Annotated in this window: 20 protein-coding genes; 17 read left to right on the top strand and 3 right to left on the bottom strand. The window is 42.7% G+C overall.

The features are described 5' to 3' along the window. Positions 1 to 2: 2 nt before the first annotated feature. The 13 genes from HMPREF9625_RS10600 to HMPREF9625_RS10535 all read left to right on the top strand — a co-directional run bounded on the left by HMPREF9625_RS10600 (position 3) and on the right by HMPREF9625_RS10535 (position 11,632). On the top strand, positions 3 to 1,538 hold the full coding sequence (locus HMPREF9625_RS10600; RefSeq protein WP_009534691.1) for an ABC transporter ATP-binding protein: 1,536 nt from the start codon (positions 3 to 5) through the stop codon (positions 1,536 to 1,538). Beyond that, positions 1,531 to 2,640, top strand: coding sequence for an ABC transporter permease (locus HMPREF9625_RS10595; protein WP_009534690.1), 1,110 nt, complete (start codon positions 1,531 to 1,533; stop codon positions 2,638 to 2,640). Before HMPREF9625_RS10600 ends, HMPREF9625_RS10595 begins: the two co-directional genes overlap by 8 nt. Continuing rightward, entirely contained in the window at positions 2,637 to 3,557 is a 921-nt protein-coding gene (locus HMPREF9625_RS10590; RefSeq protein WP_009534689.1) for an ABC transporter permease, read from the top strand. The genes HMPREF9625_RS10595 and HMPREF9625_RS10590 overlap by 4 nt, the downstream gene beginning before the upstream one ends. A 420-nt stretch (positions 3,558 to 3,977) precedes the next feature. Continuing rightward, positions 3,978 to 5,063 carry a PTS sugar transporter subunit IIC gene (locus tag HMPREF9625_RS10585; protein WP_009534688.1) on the top strand — a complete coding sequence of 362 codons (1,086 nt, stop codon included), beginning with the start codon at positions 3,978 to 3,980 and terminating at the stop codon, positions 5,061 to 5,063. Positions 5,064 to 5,089: 26 nt separating this feature from the next. Further along, entirely contained in the window at positions 5,090 to 5,722 is a 633-nt protein-coding gene (locus HMPREF9625_RS10580; RefSeq protein ID WP_009534687.1) for a methylated-DNA--[protein]-cysteine S-methyltransferase, read from the top strand. 271 nt (positions 5,723 to 5,993) lie between these two features. Continuing rightward, on the top strand, positions 5,994 to 7,244 hold the full coding sequence (gene dinB / locus HMPREF9625_RS10575) for a DNA polymerase IV (protein ID WP_009534686.1): 1,251 nt from the start codon (positions 5,994 to 5,996) through the stop codon (positions 7,242 to 7,244). Between the two features lie 31 nt (positions 7,245 to 7,275). Beyond that, the gene (locus HMPREF9625_RS10570; protein ID WP_009538029.1) at positions 7,276 to 7,554 is read left to right on the top strand and encodes a type II toxin-antitoxin system RelE/ParE family toxin; all 279 of its coding nucleotides are present in this window, start codon (positions 7,276 to 7,278) and stop codon (positions 7,552 to 7,554) included. Between the two features lie 20 nt (positions 7,555 to 7,574). Beyond that, positions 7,575 to 7,880, top strand: a complete 306-nt coding sequence (locus tag HMPREF9625_RS10565; protein WP_009534684.1) for a HigA family addiction module antitoxin — start codon at positions 7,575 to 7,577, stop codon at positions 7,878 to 7,880. A gap of 15 nt (positions 7,881 to 7,895) precedes the next feature. Further along, a complete protein-coding gene (locus HMPREF9625_RS10560) occupies positions 7,896 to 8,168 on the top strand; it encodes an HD domain-containing protein (RefSeq protein ID WP_009534683.1) in 273 nt (90 codons plus the stop codon). 170 nt (positions 8,169 to 8,338) lie between these two features. Further along, a complete protein-coding gene (locus HMPREF9625_RS10555) occupies positions 8,339 to 9,964 on the top strand; it encodes a malolactic enzyme (protein ID WP_009534682.1) in 1,626 nt (541 codons plus the stop codon). Positions 9,965 to 9,975: 11 nt separating this feature from the next. Continuing rightward, on the top strand, positions 9,976 to 10,923 hold the full coding sequence (locus HMPREF9625_RS10550; RefSeq protein ID WP_009534681.1) for an AEC family transporter: 948 nt from the start codon (positions 9,976 to 9,978) through the stop codon (positions 10,921 to 10,923). A gap of 240 nt (positions 10,924 to 11,163) precedes the next feature. Further along, the gene (locus HMPREF9625_RS10540; protein WP_009534680.1) at positions 11,164 to 11,367 is read left to right on the top strand and encodes a hypothetical protein; all 204 of its coding nucleotides are present in this window, start codon (positions 11,164 to 11,166) and stop codon (positions 11,365 to 11,367) included. After that, positions 11,354 to 11,632 (top strand): HD domain-containing protein, encoded by a 279-nt coding sequence (locus HMPREF9625_RS10535; RefSeq protein WP_009534679.1) that lies wholly within the window; start codon positions 11,354 to 11,356, stop codon positions 11,630 to 11,632. The genes HMPREF9625_RS10540 and HMPREF9625_RS10535 overlap by 14 nt, the downstream gene beginning before the upstream one ends. Before the next feature lie 34 nt (positions 11,633 to 11,666). Here the strand turns inward: HMPREF9625_RS10535 and HMPREF9625_RS10530 are convergent, their stop codons facing one another. The 3 genes from HMPREF9625_RS10530 to HMPREF9625_RS10520 form a co-directional block, all read right to left on the bottom strand. Further along, positions 11,667 to 11,948, bottom strand: coding sequence for a type II toxin-antitoxin system YafQ family toxin (locus HMPREF9625_RS10530; RefSeq protein WP_009534678.1), 282 nt, complete (start codon positions 11,946 to 11,948; stop codon positions 11,667 to 11,669). After that, on the bottom strand, positions 11,945 to 12,217 hold the full coding sequence (locus tag HMPREF9625_RS10525) for a type II toxin-antitoxin system RelB/DinJ family antitoxin (RefSeq protein ID WP_009534677.1): 273 nt from the start codon (positions 12,215 to 12,217) through the stop codon (positions 11,945 to 11,947). The genes HMPREF9625_RS10530 and HMPREF9625_RS10525 overlap by 4 nt, the downstream gene beginning before the upstream one ends. Before the next feature lie 172 nt (positions 12,218 to 12,389). Then, positions 12,390 to 12,536, bottom strand: coding sequence for a hypothetical protein (locus tag HMPREF9625_RS10520; RefSeq protein ID WP_009428337.1), 147 nt, complete (start codon positions 12,534 to 12,536; stop codon positions 12,390 to 12,392). 434 nt (positions 12,537 to 12,970) lie between these two features. On the opposite strand from HMPREF9625_RS10520, the gene HMPREF9625_RS10515 reads away from it, so the two are divergent. The 4 genes from HMPREF9625_RS10515 (at position 12,971) to HMPREF9625_RS10500 (ending at position 16,557) form a co-directional block, all read left to right on the top strand. After that, the gene (locus tag HMPREF9625_RS10515; RefSeq protein ID WP_007157189.1) at positions 12,971 to 13,801 is read left to right on the top strand and encodes a 4Fe-4S binding protein; all 831 of its coding nucleotides are present in this window, start codon (positions 12,971 to 12,973) and stop codon (positions 13,799 to 13,801) included. A gap of 10 nt (positions 13,802 to 13,811) precedes the next feature. Continuing rightward, positions 13,812 to 14,489 (top strand): response regulator transcription factor, encoded by a 678-nt coding sequence (locus HMPREF9625_RS10510; protein ID WP_009534676.1) that lies wholly within the window; start codon positions 13,812 to 13,814, stop codon positions 14,487 to 14,489. A gap of 154 nt (positions 14,490 to 14,643) precedes the next feature. Further along, positions 14,644 to 15,570 carry a sensor histidine kinase gene (locus HMPREF9625_RS10505; protein WP_195891292.1) on the top strand — a complete coding sequence of 309 codons (927 nt, stop codon included), beginning with the start codon at positions 14,644 to 14,646 and terminating at the stop codon, positions 15,568 to 15,570. A 228-nt stretch (positions 15,571 to 15,798) separates the two neighbouring features. Continuing rightward, on the top strand, positions 15,799 to 16,557 hold the full coding sequence (locus HMPREF9625_RS10500) for an ABC transporter ATP-binding protein (RefSeq protein WP_009534674.1): 759 nt from the start codon (positions 15,799 to 15,801) through the stop codon (positions 16,555 to 16,557). Positions 16,558 to 16,559: the final 2 nt, after the last annotated feature.

Below are 16,559 nucleotides of genomic sequence, written 5' to 3'. Positions count from 1 at the left end.
TTATGGAGAAAAAAATACTGGTCGAGTTAAAACACGTTTCCAAACGATTTGCCAAAGTGCTTGCCAACGATGATGTGTCTATGGAAATAAAAGAAGGAGAAGTTGTTGCTCTTTTGGGGGAAAACGGCGCAGGGAAAAGTACCATTATGAAAATTTTATATGGTCTTTATCATGCCACATCCGGAGAGATTTTTATTCATGGAGAAAAAAGAGATATCAGTTCCCCTAAAGAGGCCATCGCTTCCGGAATTTCCATGATTCAGCAACATTTTTCGCTAATTCCGGCACATACCGTTACAGAGAACATCATTTTAGGGCATTGTAAGGGGAAAATTGACTATAAAGCTAAGGAGAAGGAAATTCAGGATCTTGCGGATAAATACCATTTTGCGGTAAATGCAGGAGAGTATGTTAAGAATCTTACTGTTGGAGCTCAGCAAAAAGTGGAAATCTTAAAAGCCCTGTACTTGAATTCTAAAATTCTCATCATGGATGAGCCGACTGCGGTTTTGACTCCGCAAGAAGCGGAAATCCTTATGCAATTCGTGAGAGAGTACGTTGCCAAGGGAAATTCCGTAGTCTTTATTACCCATAAGATGAAAGAAGTTATGGAGGTATCCGATCGAATTATTGTTCTTAGAAATGGAAGAGTCAGCGGAACCATTAATGAAGAGGAAGTGAAGAGCGTTAAAGAGACGGAATTGGTCAACATGATGATTGGACATGCTTTAGAGGTCTTGAAATCGCCGGGAGGAGAAGAGGAAAATCCGAAAGTGAGATTTTCCGTTTCTCACTTGAGTATTATTCCCAAGGATGAAGTACCGATCCTATCCGATGTGAGTTTTGAAATTCGGGGAGGAGAGGTTCTGGGCTTTGCCGGCGTTTCGGGAAATGGACAACAGGAGCTATGCGAGGCGATTTACGGTGCACGGACAATCAATACGGGAGAGATTGTTTTGGATGGAGAAGATGTCACCCATTTATCCATAACGGAAAGAATTCGTAAGGGAATCGGTTATCTTGCTTCGGACAGATATAAGTACGGAATGGTCTCGGACATGAGTTTATCCGAAAATCTTATGTTGAAAGCTAGTTATCTGGAAAGATGGGTAAAGCATGGCATTATCCAATGGAAAAAAGTAAATCAAGATACGGAAAAGATTATTGCTGATTATAAGGTGAAGGCACCGGATTATAGTGTGAATATAGGAAGCCTTTCCGGAGGAAATCAGCAGAAATTGGTAGTAGCCAGAGAAGTAGATATGGGAAGAAATCTGGTTATCTTCGATCAGCCGACGAGAGGTCTGGATTTGGGGGCAATCAATTATGTCCATAAGACTATTTTAAAGGAAAAGGAGCTTGGAAAAAGTATTTTGTTGGTGTCTACCGAACTGTCGGAAATCTTCGCTCTTTCCGACCGAATTGCTGTTCTGTATAAAGGTCGTATTATGGGAATCTATAGGAATGGAGAAATAAGCACGGACCGAATTGGACTTTTGATGGCAGGAGTAGGGGAAAAGGAGGCGACAAATGGATAAGAGAGAGCAAAGAAAGAAGCTTTCTTTCACAAATACGCAAAGTATTTTTGATGTACTTTTTTGGACGGCTCTGGCAATTATATTGGGACTCGTGGCGAGTTTCATCTTTTTACCGCTTCTTGGGGTAAATCCTTTTTATGCCGTTTCCGTAATGTTCTCGGAAACCTTTTCCAGCACCTTCAATATGGGAAACATCCTGATTAAAACGGCACCGCTTATCCTGACCGGACTTGCTTTTGCCTTTACATACAAGGCGAATCTGTACAATATCGGTGCACAGGGTCAATTTTATGCAGGATGTATTTGTGCATCTACAGTCTCCCTCAGTCTTGGCGGAAAAATGCCCGGATTCGTAGTGATTTTATTCTCGCTCATTGCCGCAGTGCTGGGAGGCGCAATCATCGGATTAATCATCGGCTTTTTGAAAGCAAAGTTCAATGCGAACGAGTTTTTAATCAGTATGATGTCTACTTATGTGATTCAGTATGTGATGCAACTCCTTCTGAGAACTCTTTTACAGGAATCCAAGCATGAGTATTTAAAAACGGATTATTTGGATAAGAGTACTTGGCTACCCAAGATTTTACCGGGAACTTCAGTTTCTCTAGGAATTGTATTCTCTGTACTTACAGCCATTATCGCTTGGTATATTTTATATCGCACCTCTATGGGATATCGGATTCGTGTAACCGGCTTAAATCAGGATGCCGCAAGAATGTCCGGAATAGCACCCAGGAGGCAATATATGATTGCCTTTGCGATTAGCGGTGCTATGGCAGGCCTTGCAGGATTGGTAGAGGTAAATGGAATGCAACATATGCTTCTCACCGGTTTTGACACACAGATCGGATCTTACGGGATAGGGATTGCTATCCTGGCTAATGCCAATCCTCTTGCGGTGATTCCGGCTGCTCTTCTCTTCGGATTTTTGCAGGTTGGGGGTACGGCTTTGGGGCATGCTTCCGATGCGCCGGCCAGCGTAATTGATTTGTTGCAAGGTTTTGTTATGCTCTTTGTGCTGATGTCTTTCTTCTTTAGACGTAAGATAGAGCTCGATAGATTGAAAAAGAAAAAAGTTCAGGAAGGAGGGGAAGTAGCATGAATAACTTGACCAATTTGTTGACAAGAGCCTTTTTTATGAGTACCCCCTTAGTTCTCGGAGCTTTAGGTGAGGTTATTGCCGAAAGAACCGGAATGATGGTAACGGCAGTGGAAGGAATCTTTTTGATTGGAGCATGGGGCGGCTTCATCGGTGCCTATATTTCAGGGAATATTTGGCTGGGTTTTCTTATCGCGATGTTCTGCGGCTTGACGGTCGCTGCATTATATGCATTAACGACAGTGTATATGAATCAGCACCAGATCGTGATGGGAACTGCCATTGCCATTTTGGTAAGCGGATTTTGCACTTTTTTCTACCGCGTTATTTTCGGGATTCAGACGACTCCTCTTAAGGTTTTGGTACTCCCGAATATGGAAATCCCGATTCTAAGTAAAATCCCGTTTTTAGGCGCGATTATTTTTTCTCAGAATATGATTACCTACTGCACGTATATTTTGGTGCCGATTGTATTTTTTATTATCTTTAAAACCTCTCTGGGGCTTACCCTTCGTTCCTGCGGAGAGAATCCGGAAGCAGTAGACGCGGCAGGACTGAATGTGCGGCTCGTGCGATTCGGAGCTGTGCTTGTAGCAGGAAGTCTTGGCGGAATAGCGGGTGCTTATTATTCTTTATGTAATGTGGGGATGTATACTTCGGAAATTATCAGTGGAAGAGGGTGGATTGCTTTCGGAATCTGCTTTTTAGGAAACTGGAATCCCTTAGGCGCTTTAATTTTCGGTATTGTATTCGGAATTTCCGAGGCAATCGGCATATATGTTAAGGCGCTAGGGCTCAGCACTATACCCAGTGAATTATTTAGTGCTTTACCGTATATCCTTGTAATAATTTTAACGGTATGCAGAAAGGAACTCAGAGTTCCAAATCGATTAGGAGCTAAGTATCTTAAAGAAAATTAATGCACTTCCGTGTTTCCTTAAAGAAAAGAGCGGAAAATTCAACATCTAACATTAGGAAGTGTGTCAGTGTCTTAAAGAAGTGTGTAGCGACTTAAAGATATGTGTACGGCTGCTTAAAGATTTTAGAGAATAGAGTAGTTATTCATAAAGAAGGGGATGTAGCCTTTGCTATGTCTCCTTTTTCATTCTGAACGAGTACCGTTCACGTAGCGAGACTTTAACCGGTATCGGATGACGACAAGGGAAGTAAAAAACCAAAGGATATAGAATGAAATCCATAGCAAAATCAGAACAAAATCGTTAAAATAATATAGGCTTAAAGATCGCTTATAAAGGAAAGCTAGAATCGGAAAGCAGGAATTGAAAAGTTAGCATCGAAGAGCTAAATATAGAATAGCTCGAAGAGAAAGGAAGAGGAAAATGCAGGCTTTTTTAAAACGGAAAAATATTGAAATATCACTAAAACGTTACGGGATAGATGCCTTATCCGCAATGGCGCAGGGGCTTTTTTGCTCCCTCTTAATCGGCACCATTTTAAATACGATAGGGCAACGACTGGGAGTTACCGCCTTAACACGAGTGGTGGCTACTATCGGTGGTGTGGATTACACTGTGGGTGCTATGGCTTCCGCAATGAGCGGGCCGGCTATGGCTACGGCTATTGCCTATGCTTTGCAGGCACCACCCTTGGTTCTTTTTTCCTTAATTACCGTGGGCTTTGCTTCCAATGCTTTGGGAGGAGCCGGAGGACCGCTCGCCGTCCTGTTTGTGGCCATTCTTTCCACAGAAATTGGAAAGGCGGTTTCTAAAGAAACGAAGGTAGATATTCTCGTGACTCCTCTTGTGACGATAGGCTCCGGAATGCTTTTCTCCGCTCTTTTGGCACCGCTTATCGGTAAAGCGGCCATTCAGGTAGGAAGCCTCATTATGTGGGCGACGGAACTGCAGCCCTTCTTTATGGGAATCCTGGTTTCGGCTCTCGTGGGTATTGCCCTTACCCTTCCGATTTCCTCTGCGGCCATTTGTGCAGCTCTCGGGCTTACCGGCCTTGCAGGAGGTGCTGCGGTGGCAGGATGTTGTGCACAGATGGTTGGCTTTGCAGTGATTTCTTTTCAGGAAAATGGAGTATCCGGGCTTGTTTCTCAAGGCTTGGGAACTTCCATGTTGCAGATGGGAAACATCGTAAAAAATCCGAGGATTTGGATTCCTGCGACCTTTGCATCCATGATTACAGGACCCTTGGCGACCTGCATTTTCCGTTTTGAAAATAATGGACCTGCGGTGACTTCCGGTATGGGTACCTGTGGACTCGTAGGCCCGATTGGTGTATATACCGGCTGGCTAAAGGCGGTAGAGGAGGGAGGCAAGTCCGCTGTAAGCGCGATGGATTGGATTTCTTTACTGCTTCTCTGCTTTATTCTTCCGGCTGTTTTATCCTTACTTTGTTCCGCCTTTTGCCGGAAAATGGGATGGATTAAGCCCGGAGATATGAAATTGGCTTCTTAAAAAAGAACAGGTAGAAGGAGAAAGCAATGAAAACGAGAGAAGAAGCAATACAATTCGGATTGTCCTTTCCGGATAGCTATATAGACCGTCCTTTCCGTACAGCGGATTGGGAGTTGATTCGTTTTCGGGAAAATAAAAAGGCTTTTCTGCTTATCTACGAAAGAAATGGTTTAGTGAACCTGAATGTCAAGGTCCATCCGGAATGGCGGGATTTTTGGAGGAGAGTTTACCCTGCGGTGCAACCTGCATATCATCAGAATAAAGAGCATTGGAACACGATCCTTTTAGACGGCAGTATTCCTGAGGAGGAACTTCGGAGAATGATTTCGGAAAGCTACAGTCTCATTTCCGACTCTCCCACAAAACGGATTTACGAGGCGGTGAAGAAGATCCCTAAGGGTAAGGTAGCCACTTATGCCGAGGTAGCAGAGATGGCGGGAAATAAAAAGATGTCCCGTGCCGTGGGGAATGCCTTGCATAAGAATCCGGATCCGGAGCGTATCCCTTGTTTTCGAGTTGTGAATTCCAAGGGGGAGCTAGCTCCCGCCTTTGCCTTTGGGGGAGAAGATGAGCAGAGGAAACGTCTAGAGGAAGACGGAGTGGAAGTGAAGGACGGAAAAGTGGATCTAAAGAAGTATGGAATAATAATTAAAAAGTAAAAGCGGACTCAAAGAAGTATGGAATGGGAATCAGAAGCTACAAAAGGGAAAAGTGGACTTCCTAAATTGCTATATGAAAAAAGAAATAGGAAAGTAAACATTGGATTTTTCTAAATAAAGAATTGAAATTAAAGAACAGAACTTGTTTTTTGAATCAATATTCCTTGTTTAAGAGGAACGTTTTGAGAACTAGATAATTTTTAGTTTGTCGAATAGAAATAATTATTTTCAAACAATCCTTTTTTATTTTGTATGAAAAGATGAAAGAAAGATGTCGGATTTTTTAGTAGAACAAGAAAAGCAAATTATCCTTCATGTGGATATGGACGCCTTTTATGCTTCCGTGGAGATGCGAGATAATACTGATTTGAAAGATAAACCTTTGATTATCGGTGCAAAACCCACGGAGCGGGGAGTGGTGGCGACTTGCAATTATGAAGCAAGACGCTACGGTGTACGTTCCGCTATGAACAGTAAAGAAGCCTTTCGGCTTTGCCCGAAGGCTGTTTTTCTGTATCCGGATTTTGAGAAGTATAATGCGGTGTCAGAGGAACTCCATGACATTCTGGAAAGCTATACCAAGCAGGTAGAATATATTGCCTTGGATGAGGGCTATCTTGATTTAACGGAGGTGGCCAAGGATTTTTCCGAAGCGGAAAAAATCGGGCGGGAAATTCAAAGGCGGGTTGCGGAAGAGTTGAAGCTCACCTGCTCTGTAGGAATTGCCTACGGGAAAACAGCGGCAAAGACCGCCAGTGAAGAGAAGAAGCCCAACGGCTTTTTTATGATTCAAAGAAGAGAAGAGTATGTAGAGCTTTTGCGGGACAGAGATGTTCGGGCGCTTTTCACGGTAGGGGCAAAAACGGCGGAAAAGCTTTATTCCTTCGGGATTTATACCGTGAAGGATTTACAGGAAAAAGAGAAGGAAGTCCTTCGCCTTCTGGGGAATCAGGGAAAAATGCTTTTGGAGCTCTCCTACGGTATCGACCATCGACGGGTTGTTCCTTATCGCCCGGAGGACACCCAAAGCATCAGTAAAGAAATGACCTTTCAGGAGGATGTGACGGACTATTCCTTTTTGGATGATGTGCTGTTTCTCCTATCCTTTCGCGTAGAAAATCGGGCGAAGCGATACGGGCTTTATGCAAGAGGCGTTTCTCTAAAAATCACATTTGCGGATATGAAAACCATTACTCGTTCTGCCCTCATTTCCGAAAGCACCCAAAGTGCATTTTCCTTATATAAAAATGCCTCTGCCCTCTTGCAGCAGATTCCTAAGCGAAGAGTCCGGCTAATCGGAGAAGGATTTTATCATTTGGAGGAAAACGAAGGAAGACAGCTTAGCTTTTCCGACATTTTCACGGAAGAAAAAGAGCGGGAAGAAAGAGAGATGGAAGAGCGATGGCAGCAACTGGAGGCTCGCTACGGCAATATGTTTCAGGACAGAAAGACCACGATTCTTTCCGGAGAGAGGGTGTATGATTTGATTGAGGAGATGCGAAAGTTCGGAGGAAAAGATTGACATTTGTAACGTGGTAGGTTACGATATAAGTATGATTAAATCATTTGTCCATAAAGGCTTGCAGGAATTTTTTGAGACAGGAACAAAAAAGGGAATTCAAGCAGAACACAGTGCAAAGTTGGCAAGAATCTTAGATAGGTTGGATGCCAGTATATGTGCACGAGATATGGATTTACCCGGTTATAGATTGCATCAGCTTAAGGGTAATATGCAGGATTTATGGTCTGTGACGGTAAATGGAAATTGGAGAATAACTTTTTATTTTGAAGGGCAGGATGCCTATTTAGTGGATTATCAAGATTATCATTGATTGAAGTAAGGAGACCAACTATGAAAAGAAAACCGACACATCCGGGAACTGTATTTTTTGAGGATGTTTTGAAACCATTAAATTTATCGATTACAGAAGCTGCCGGAATGTTAGGGATTAGTAGAAAAGCTCTTTCGGAATTTGTTCATGAAAAGGTTTCTCTGAGCCCGGAAATGGCGATTCGTATTAGCAGAGCCACCGGAACTTCCGTTGAAAGCTGGATGAATATGCAGCAAAAGCTTACCATCTGGGAGGCAGAGCAGAATATTGTCAATAATGTTATTATGTTTCCCGGCTTGTCCATGGATAGTACAATGGCGTTATAGAGGAATATATCGTTTATGGAAAAAACTAGAATAGAAAGAGCAATAGAGTACATCACAAAGTTATTTCAGGGAAATGGGGATGGGCATGACCTTTCCCACAGCCTGCGGGTATATAAAAATGCGATGTCGATTGCCAAAGCGGAAGGGCAGGGAGAAGAGGAAATGATTGCCCTTTCTGCCATTCTGCATGACTGCGATGATCATAAGCTTTTCCATACGGAAAATAATGCCAATGCCAGAAGATTTTTGGAGCAGGAGAAACTTCACCGCATAGAAACAAGTGTTTAGTCTTGCTACTTTGTAATTGTGTTCATTTTGTTAATTGTGTAGATTCTGTTAATTCTATTTATGCTGTATTGAAATTTAATTTTACCGATGTTAGATTGTGCGTACATAGGATGGTTGGACCATCTTCACAGGGCAGTTTGCCCTTTTCCTTAATGAACAGGAGGAATCTTATGAAAGCACATGAAATTCTGAACAATCCCTTTTTAAACAAGGGGACGGCATTTACCATGGAGGAACGTGAGAAATTAGGACTGATCGGACTTTTGCCTCCCCACGTGCAGACCATTGAAGAGCAGGCGGCACAGACCTATGCTCAGATGGAAAAGAAGGAAAATGACCTGGAAAAGCGTCTCTTCCTCATGCAGATTTTCAACACCAATCGTACTCTTTTCTACTATCTTTTTTCCAAGCATTTGGCAGAATTTAACCCTATTGTTTATGATCCCACGGTTTCGTTAACCATCGAGGGCTATAGTGATCTTTTTGTGGATCCTCAGTATGCGGCTTATTTGGACATTAACCATCCGGAAAATATTGAAAAGACCTTGAAGAATGCCGCAGGAGACAGGGAAATCCGTCTCATTGTGGTAACCGATGCGGAAGCTATTCTCGGAATAGGGGACTGGGGCACCAATGGTGTGGATATTTCCGTAGGAAAGCTGATGGTATACAGCGGTGCCGCAGGAATTGATCCGGCCTGTGTTCTCCCCTTGGTTATCGATGCCGGTACCAACAGGGAAGAACTGCGAAACAATCCCAACTACTTGGGGAATCGGCATGAGCGAGTGAATGGAGACCGCTACTATGCTTTTATTGACCAATTTGTAGAGACTGTTGAGCGTCTTTTCCCCAAACTCTATCTTCATTGGGAGGACTTCGGTCGTGAAAATGCTGCGAATATTTTGGAAAAATATCGTACCAAGATCCCAACTTTTAATGATGATATTCAAGGAACAGGAATCGTAACCTTAGGCGGAGTATTTGGGGCAATGGCCATCAGCGGACAGAAGCTTAGGGATCAGGTTTATCTTTGTTTTGGCGGGGGTACGGCAGGAGCCGGTATTGCCTCCCGTGTACACAGAGAAATGGTGAGAGAGGGCTTATCCGAGGAAGAGGCTTACCAGCGTTTCTTCATGGTGGATAAGCAGGGCTTACTCTTTGATGATATGGGGGATTTAACACCCCAGCAGAAACCTTTTGCGAAAAAACGTTCCGACTTTCCAAATGCAGACAAATTAACGGACTTGGCAGAGGTAGTAAGAACGGTAAAGGCGACGATTCTTGTAGGTACCTCTACACAGCCAAATACCTTTACCAAGGAAGTTGTGGAAGCGATGTGTCAGAACACTGCGCGCCCCTGCATTTTCCCCTTGTCCAATCCGACAGAACTGGCAGAGGCAACGGCGGAAGACCTGATTACCTGGTCAGACGGAAAGGCCTTCGTAGCAACCGGTATTCCGGCAGACCCTGTTTCTTTTAAGGGCATAGAGTATATCATTGGGCAGGCAAATAACGCCCTGATTTATCCCGGACTGGGCCTTGGGATGCTGGCTTCGGAAGCAAGTCTCTTAACCGATGAAATGATTGCGGCAGCAGCAGATTCCTTGTCCGGTATTACCGATATCACAAAGCCCGGTGCACCGGTGCTTCCTCCCTTTAAGTATGTGGGCGAGGTTTCCATTAAAGTAGCGGAAGCAGTGGCAAAGAAGGCGAAGGAGCAGGGACTTGCCCGTGCAAAAGAGCAGGATATGGAAAAGGCGGTAAGGGACTTAAAGTGGTATCCGGAATATAAATAGAGGAGGAGATAATGACGGTATTTCTCACCTCGATACAAAGTATTATTCCGATTATCGTGATTATCGCTCTCGGCTACATTTTGCAGCTAAAAGGCTGGTTTTCGGAGAGCTTCGGACCCAATCTGTCCCGGCTTATTATGAATGTAGCTTTGCCGGTTTCCATTTTTGTCTCGGTATTAAAGTATCTTACCGTAGATAAGCTTATCAGCCTTTCGGGAGGTTTGCTTTACACCTTTGGAGCCTTTGCTTTAACCTATATTTTCGGCTTTTTGGCGGTGAAGCTATGTGGAGTTCGTGCCGGAAGACGGGGAACCATGATTAATACCTTTGTAAATGCCAACACCATTTTCATTGGGCTTCCCTTAAACATTGCTCTTTTTGGGGAAGAGGCTCTACCCTATTTCCTGATTTATTATATTACCAATACGATTTCCACCTGGACCTTGGGCGTTTATATCATGACCTCGGACAGTGTGGGAGGGAAAAAGAAAGAGGGGACAAAGTTTGACTGGAAGAAGCTTTTACCGGCTCCTCTTGTGGGCTTTCTGATCGCTTTGGTATTTTTACTTTTAGGAATTTCAGTGCCCGCATTTGCTGAAAATACCTTGACCTATATCGGGAATATCGTAACACCCTTGTCTTTGATTTACATTGGAATTATTCTTGCAAAGGCGGGGCTTAAGAGTATTCACTTAGATAAAGACACTGCAGTTGCGGTGGTGGGACGTTTTATTCTTGCCCCCGCCATCATGTATGCTTTACTTTTCTTTACAGGAAGAGGACTGCCAACAAAGGAATTCAATACCTTTGTGATTCAGTCGGCTACACCGGCTCTTGCGGTTCTCCCCATTTTGGCCAGCCAAGGAGACGGAGATGTAGAGTTTTCCACCAATGTGGTGACCATCAGTACCGTGCTTTTTATTCTCGTTGTGCCGATTCTTATGACTTTGTTGGGCTAAGCGTTTCAATCATACATTGAGAAGCTGAGGATTTTTAGTTTGGAAAAGCCTATATAGGAGGCAGTAAAAAGAGCGGTTTCCGCTCTTTTTTTGTGTTTGTGTTCTTGAGCAAGAACTTGAAAATATTGAAGTATAAACATAGAATTTTTTCGTATGAGAAATCCTGTTAAAGGGATGAACATAAATATATACATAGGTATACACATAACTATATACACATATGAGAGGAGCTTTCTTTGCATGGAGGAAAATGAAGGAAGACAGCTTAGCTTTTCCGACATTTTCACGGAAGAAAAAGAACGGGAAGAAAGAGAGTTGAAAGAGCGCTGGAGGCAAATGGAGGCTCGTTACGGCACCATATTTCAGGACAGAAAAACCACGATTCTTTCCGGAGAGCGAGTGTATGATTTGATAGAGGAGATGCGAATTTATGGGAGAAAGTAGAATCGAAAGGGCGGTAGACTATATCACAAAGCTTTTTCAGGGAAACGGAGATGGGCATGACCTTTCCCACAGTTTGCGAGTATATAAAAATGCGATGTCGATTGCTAAAGCGGAAGGCCGGGGAGAAGAGGAAATGATTGCCCTTTCTGCTCTCCTACATGACTGCGATGATCATAAGCTTTTCCATACGGAAAATAATGCCAATGCCAGAAGCTTCTTGCAAGAGGAAGGGCTTTCCGAAGGGGGAATTGAGGAAATGAATTAAACATTGAAACTGTAAAATAGTTTAATTTTCCAGCTCATTTCTTAAATAATTCCGAGTGAGTTCCAAGACGGTAGAGTATGAGGACAAGAACGTCATTTTGAATTTCGTATACTAACAACCAATCCGGTTCAATATGACATTCTCTTGTACCCTTATACTTACCGGATAGGTCATGGTCTCGATATTTTGCCTCTAATATGCCGCCTTCTGCTAGAATATTTACTACATCGAAGAGTTTATTTAAATCTTTATTCTGTTTTTTAGCGAGTTTAAAATCTTTCTTAAACTGGTTAGTGAACTTGACTTCGTATTTCATACTTCCAAAGCCGCCTTGAGATCATCCATGGTTTTATAGGATTTTATGCTACTATCTAAGGCAATACGGCGTCCTTCCTCGATAGCAGTAGCCGTCTCTTCATTTGGAGTATCCAGTTTTAAAGAAAAGGGAATCCCGTTTTCGCGGATAGTTGTTCTAAGAAATATATTGATGGCGGTAGTCATATTCAGTCCCAGCTTGGAAAATATTTGATCCGCCTGCTCTTTAATATCCTTATCGGTTCTGATGTTTAAATTTGTTGTTGCCATGCAAAGTACCTCCAATCAGATATTTCTAAATTGCTTTTTCGCTTATTGACTTTATGATAGGATACATCAAAATTCGTTTGTTATCAATACATTGTCATTATAAAACGAAGTAACCAGTTCATCTAAGTTTCTTCAACCATAAAGAATAGGAAGTATATAGATTATTTTTCGTTTACTTCAGTAAGAATTTCTCCTTTAATTTGCACATGGTCTCGGCTCCCTCTTCGGTATTTCCCTCTTTTAGATCCTTTAGCCCCTCTATAACCGCTATTGCTTCATACATCTTTTGTATGGTTTTCTCATAATATTCAATATTCATAAGCACAAGTCCCCGTAAATGTTTTGCAATTCGCCCCTATTTCTTTCTTACTTTCCGGATTGTGTTAATTCCGTCTTCATGAAATCTGCACTTTTTTGCAGACTCTTTATAGGATCTTTGTCCACCCAGTTTCTCCTTTAGGGCGGGAACATCCACTCCGGCATCAGCCATCCAGTAACTATCTAATTCAAAGTTTACATAGCGGGGATCGGTTTCTTCTACAAAATGTCATTCTATAGCGGAACTATTATAAGTTGCCTTTCATTAAATTACAATTGCGCGGCAGAACTTGAAAATAAGAAACGATAAGCATACAATTTACTGAGACAAACTTTTGGCAATATATTTTGTCCTATAACTCAGAGTAGTCCTATAGCCCGGTTTTACCCTCTAGGACTAAAAAGAATGGATTTACACGGGAGAGGAGTTTTTATTTGCGCAATTTCTTGAAAAAATATGCTTTGGTGCTTCTAATTGGCGGCATTTTTGAAGTGGTGGCGGTGAGTCTTTGGCTTACGAAGCATAATCTTTTTTATCTTTTCAACTTTAGTTATATCGGAATCTCACTATCTTTGGGGATTTTTCTGCTCGGAAGAAAATATCCCCATGCCCGTCGTGTGGTACAGCTTCTGGTCGGGCTCTATATGCTCGTTTATTTAGGGCTTATCAACCGGGAAAATATGCAAATTGAGGGCTTTTGGTACTATTTATTTACCGGCGTTTTCGAGGCGGCTACCATTCATTATGCGGTGGCGAAAATTTTCGGACCTCTGATTTTCGGAAGAGGATTCTGTGGTTATGCCTGTTGGACTGCTATGGTTCTGGATTTTCTGCCCTATAAAACGAGAGCCCTTCCTCGGAAAAATATTGGCTGGATTCGCTATCTGACGTTTGCTTTATCGTTCCTCTTTGTTTCCACTTTGTTTCTTTTGAAGGTAGGAAACTTGGAAAGGATTATGTTCTGGGCCTTTCTCTTTGGAAATCTTGCTTATTATCTTGTGGGAATAGCGCTTGCTTTTCTTTTCAAGGATAATCGGGCTTTCTGCAAATATATCTGTCCGGTTACCGTATTCCTAAAGCCTATGAGCTATTTTTCACTGGTACGGATTCGTTGTGATGAGACGAAATGCATTTCCTGCGGAAAATGCAAGAAGGTCTGTCCCATGGATGTGGAAATGACCGACAATTCCAGGAAGAGAAAAAACGGGACGGATTGCATCCTATGTATGGAATGTGTAAAGGTCTGCCCGAAGGGGGCGCTGTAAGGGAAAAAATATGAAGATTTTTATTGTAGAAGATGAAGAGAATATCGTAAGGCTTTTAAAGGATGAGCTTATGCAGTGGGGCTACACGGTAGAATCTGTAAAGGATTTTCAAAGAGTGAGCGATGAAGTGGAAGAAGGAAATCCGGAACTGATTCTTATGGACATCAGTTTACCCTGTTATAACGGATTTTATTGGACGGAAAAAATCCGTAAATTTTCTCATGTTCCCATCCTCTTTCTTTCGTCTCACAGCGAGTCCATGGACATGGTGCAGGCCATGCAATTCGGGGCGGATGACTATATCGTGAAGCCCATTGATTTATATGTGACAAGGGCGAAGATTCAGGCATTGCTTCGGAGAACCTACGAATACACCGCGGTACAGGACAATCTTTCCTTTCAAGGCTTGCAGCTGGACTTAGCAAAGGCGGCTCTCTTGGGAGAAGGTTTTCGTATCGACTTAACAAAGACCGAACTGCTCATCTTGGAGTGCTTATTCTTAGCAAAGGGCGGAATTTCAAAAAGAGAGGAAATCATGAACCACTGCTGGCAGGGAGAGGATTTTCTGGATGACAACACCCTTTCCGTCAATATCACGAGGCTCCGAAAAAAGCTTTCTGCCGTGGGTTTAGAGGATTTGATTCAAACCAAGAAAGGGATCGGATATTTTTTAGCGTTAGAAAAGTAATGATATAGAAAAAGTGTTGTAGTACAAGAAAATGCTATTTACGAAAGTACTATAAAATATGCTGTTATATAGAAAAATCGCTATTCAGAAATACCACTACTTTGAAAAGTTGCCATTGGAAAAGAAACTATAAAAAGGAGACAGCAAAAACATGATGCAAATCAAAAAGCAGATCCAAGCTTATCTTCAAACAAAATATGAGCTCCTCGGTTTTTTCCTGCTTTTGCTGTCCCTTTTCGGAGGGATTTTTTTCTTTGGGCATCTGCCCCGGAGTTATTTTGTTTTAGGGGCGGAGCTGAGCGACTTTTTGCTCTTTGTCTATCTTGTCCTTGGCTACTTTTCCTTTGTCCGGAAGGAAAGCCTGGAAAAAGCCTTGGAACGGCTGGAAATAGAGAAAAAGGAAGAAGAACACAGGCGGATAGAGGAAAAAAGGGAGCTTTCCGAGTATTTTCTTCTTTGGGTACATCAGATTAAAACGCCGATTACCGTGTCAAAGCTTTTTCTTCGAAAAACGGAAAGTGAGTATAAAAAGAAGCTCGAAGAGCAAATGTTCTATATCGAAGAGTACAGCAACATGGCGATGAACTATTTGAAAATGCAGAACCGTTCCGCCGATATGGATATTCATCCGGTGGATTTGGAAGCCTGTTTAAAACGTTTATTTAAAAAGTATGCTCCCATTTTTATTGAAAAACAACTGTCTCTCCATTATGAGGGACTAAGTGCTGCGAGTAGCGGAGAAAAGGCGGAAGTAATAAGCGATGAAAAATGGCTTTCGATTCTCTTAGAGCAGCTTCTTTCCAATGCTCTAAAGTATACGAAAGAAGGCAGTATTACCTTCTCTTTTGACCGGGAAAGTTCCTGCCTTCGGATACAGGATACGGGTATCGGAATTCCCTCTTCCGACTTAAAGAAAATCTTTGACCTGGGCTATTCCGGTTTTAACGGCAGGGCTACGGAGAAATCCAGTGGACTGGGACTCTATATGGTGCAGAAGATTGCCGGATTTTTGCAGATTTCCGTATCGGTGGAATCTACCGTGGCGGTGGGAAGCTGCTTTACTTTGCGTTTTCCAAGCTGATGATGGGAATGTACTTTTTTTATCTCTAAGGAAGAGGCTTGAACACATCATTCTTTGCCAATTAAAAGCCGCTTCCTCTTTCAATCTTACAATTCTGTAAGTTTCTCACCTTTTTTGTCATCTTAAATAAAGGCACAAATCGGATATTCGTTTTATACTTCTTCTTGTTCCAAGCCTTCCTGAAAAGAAAATGAGGCAAGGCAATGTGTAGAAGGGAGTTTAAAACGAATGTCCATTTTAGAATGTAAAAATATCAAGAAAGTCTATCAGACCAAGAATCTTACCACGGAAGCCCTTCGGGATGTGAATTTCTCCGTAGAAAAGGGGGAATTTATCTCGATTATGGGGGAGTCCGGTGCAGGAAAGACCACCCTCTTAAATATCCTTGCCACCCTGGACAGTCCCAGCTCCGGTGTTCTTTTATTAAACGGAAGGAACATGGGGAGTCTCAAGAAAGAAGAAGTTTCCGCCTTTCGAAGAAGAGAGCTGGGATTTGTCTTTCAGGACTTTAATCTTTTGGATCAGTTTAATAACCGGGATAATATTTTCCTTCCCCTCGTTTTATCGGAAGAGAAAGAAAGCCTGATGCAGGAGCGTCTAGCGAAAATGCAGGGGATTCTGGGAATAGAGGAGCTCCTAGAGAAGTATCCCTATGAGGTGTCCGGCGGACAAAAACAGCGTATCGCCATTGCCAGAGCCATGATAACGACCCCCTCTCTCCTTCTTGCGGATGAGCCTACAGGCGCGTTGGATTCCGCGTCTTCAGAGATGATTTTACAGCTCTTCCACAAGATTCATGCAGAGGGACAGACTATTTTGATGGTAACCCATTCTCTTCGAGCCGCCTCCTACGCCGATAGAGTCTTATTTATCAAAGACGGCGTGGTTTTCCATGAGATTTATCGTGGAAATGAGGAGGGACAGCGTGATTTTATGGAACGCATCTCCGAGGCACAGCTTGTACTGGGAAGACGGAAGGAGGTTTAGGC

The organism is Oribacterium parvum ACB1 (assembly GCF_000238055.2).
GTDB lineage: Bacteria > Bacillota > Clostridia > Lachnospirales > Lachnospiraceae > Oribacterium > Oribacterium parvum.
The sequence above is the reverse complement of the archived record's forward strand: the minus strand, read 5'-3'. Positions and strand labels throughout refer to the sequence as shown.

Excerpts from the sequence above, each read along its gene's own strand:
- HMPREF9625_RS10560 (WP_009534683.1), top strand. The coding sequence starts at position 7,896 with ATGGAAAAAACTAGAATAGAAAGAGCAATAGAGTACATCACAAAGTTA.
- HMPREF9625_RS10570 (WP_009538029.1), top strand. The coding sequence starts at position 7,276 with ATGATTAAATCATTTGTCCATAAAGGCTTGCAGGAATTTTTTGAGACA.
- HMPREF9625_RS10565 (WP_009534684.1), top strand. The coding sequence starts at position 7,575 with ATGAAAAGAAAACCGACACATCCGGGAACTGTATTTTTTGAGGATGTT.
- dinB (WP_009534686.1), top strand. The coding sequence starts at position 5,994 with ATGTCGGATTTTTTAGTAGAACAAGAAAAGCAAATTATCCTTCATGTG.
- HMPREF9625_RS10585 (WP_009534688.1), top strand. The coding sequence starts at position 3,978 with ATGCAGGCTTTTTTAAAACGGAAAAATATTGAAATATCACTAAAACGT.
- HMPREF9625_RS10500 (WP_009534674.1), top strand. The coding sequence starts at position 15,799 with ATGTCCATTTTAGAATGTAAAAATATCAAGAAAGTCTATCAGACCAAG.
- HMPREF9625_RS10525 (WP_009534677.1), bottom strand. The coding sequence starts at position 12,217 with ATGGCAACAACAAATTTAAACATCAGAACCGATAAGGATATTAAAGAG.
- HMPREF9625_RS10530 (WP_009534678.1), bottom strand. The coding sequence starts at position 11,948 with ATGAAATACGAAGTCAAGTTCACTAACCAGTTTAAGAAAGATTTTAAA.
- HMPREF9625_RS10550 (WP_009534681.1), top strand. The coding sequence starts at position 9,976 with ATGACGGTATTTCTCACCTCGATACAAAGTATTATTCCGATTATCGTG.
- HMPREF9625_RS10510 (WP_009534676.1), top strand. The coding sequence starts at position 13,812 with ATGAAGATTTTTATTGTAGAAGATGAAGAGAATATCGTAAGGCTTTTA.
- HMPREF9625_RS10540 (WP_009534680.1), top strand. The coding sequence starts at position 11,164 with ATGGAGGAAAATGAAGGAAGACAGCTTAGCTTTTCCGACATTTTCACG.
- HMPREF9625_RS10555 (WP_009534682.1), top strand. The coding sequence starts at position 8,339 with ATGAAAGCACATGAAATTCTGAACAATCCCTTTTTAAACAAGGGGACG.
- HMPREF9625_RS10535 (WP_009534679.1), top strand. The coding sequence starts at position 11,354 with ATGGGAGAAAGTAGAATCGAAAGGGCGGTAGACTATATCACAAAGCTT.
- HMPREF9625_RS10505 (WP_195891292.1), top strand. The coding sequence starts at position 14,644 with ATGCAAATCAAAAAGCAGATCCAAGCTTATCTTCAAACAAAATATGAG.
- HMPREF9625_RS10600 (WP_009534691.1), top strand. The coding sequence starts at position 3 with ATGGAGAAAAAAATACTGGTCGAGTTAAAACACGTTTCCAAACGATTT.
- HMPREF9625_RS10580 (WP_009534687.1), top strand. The coding sequence starts at position 5,090 with ATGAAAACGAGAGAAGAAGCAATACAATTCGGATTGTCCTTTCCGGAT.
- HMPREF9625_RS10595 (WP_009534690.1), top strand. The coding sequence starts at position 1,531 with ATGGATAAGAGAGAGCAAAGAAAGAAGCTTTCTTTCACAAATACGCAA.
- HMPREF9625_RS10520 (WP_009428337.1), bottom strand. The coding sequence starts at position 12,536 with ATGAATATTGAATATTATGAGAAAACCATACAAAAGATGTATGAAGCA.
- HMPREF9625_RS10590 (WP_009534689.1), top strand. The coding sequence starts at position 2,637 with ATGAATAACTTGACCAATTTGTTGACAAGAGCCTTTTTTATGAGTACC.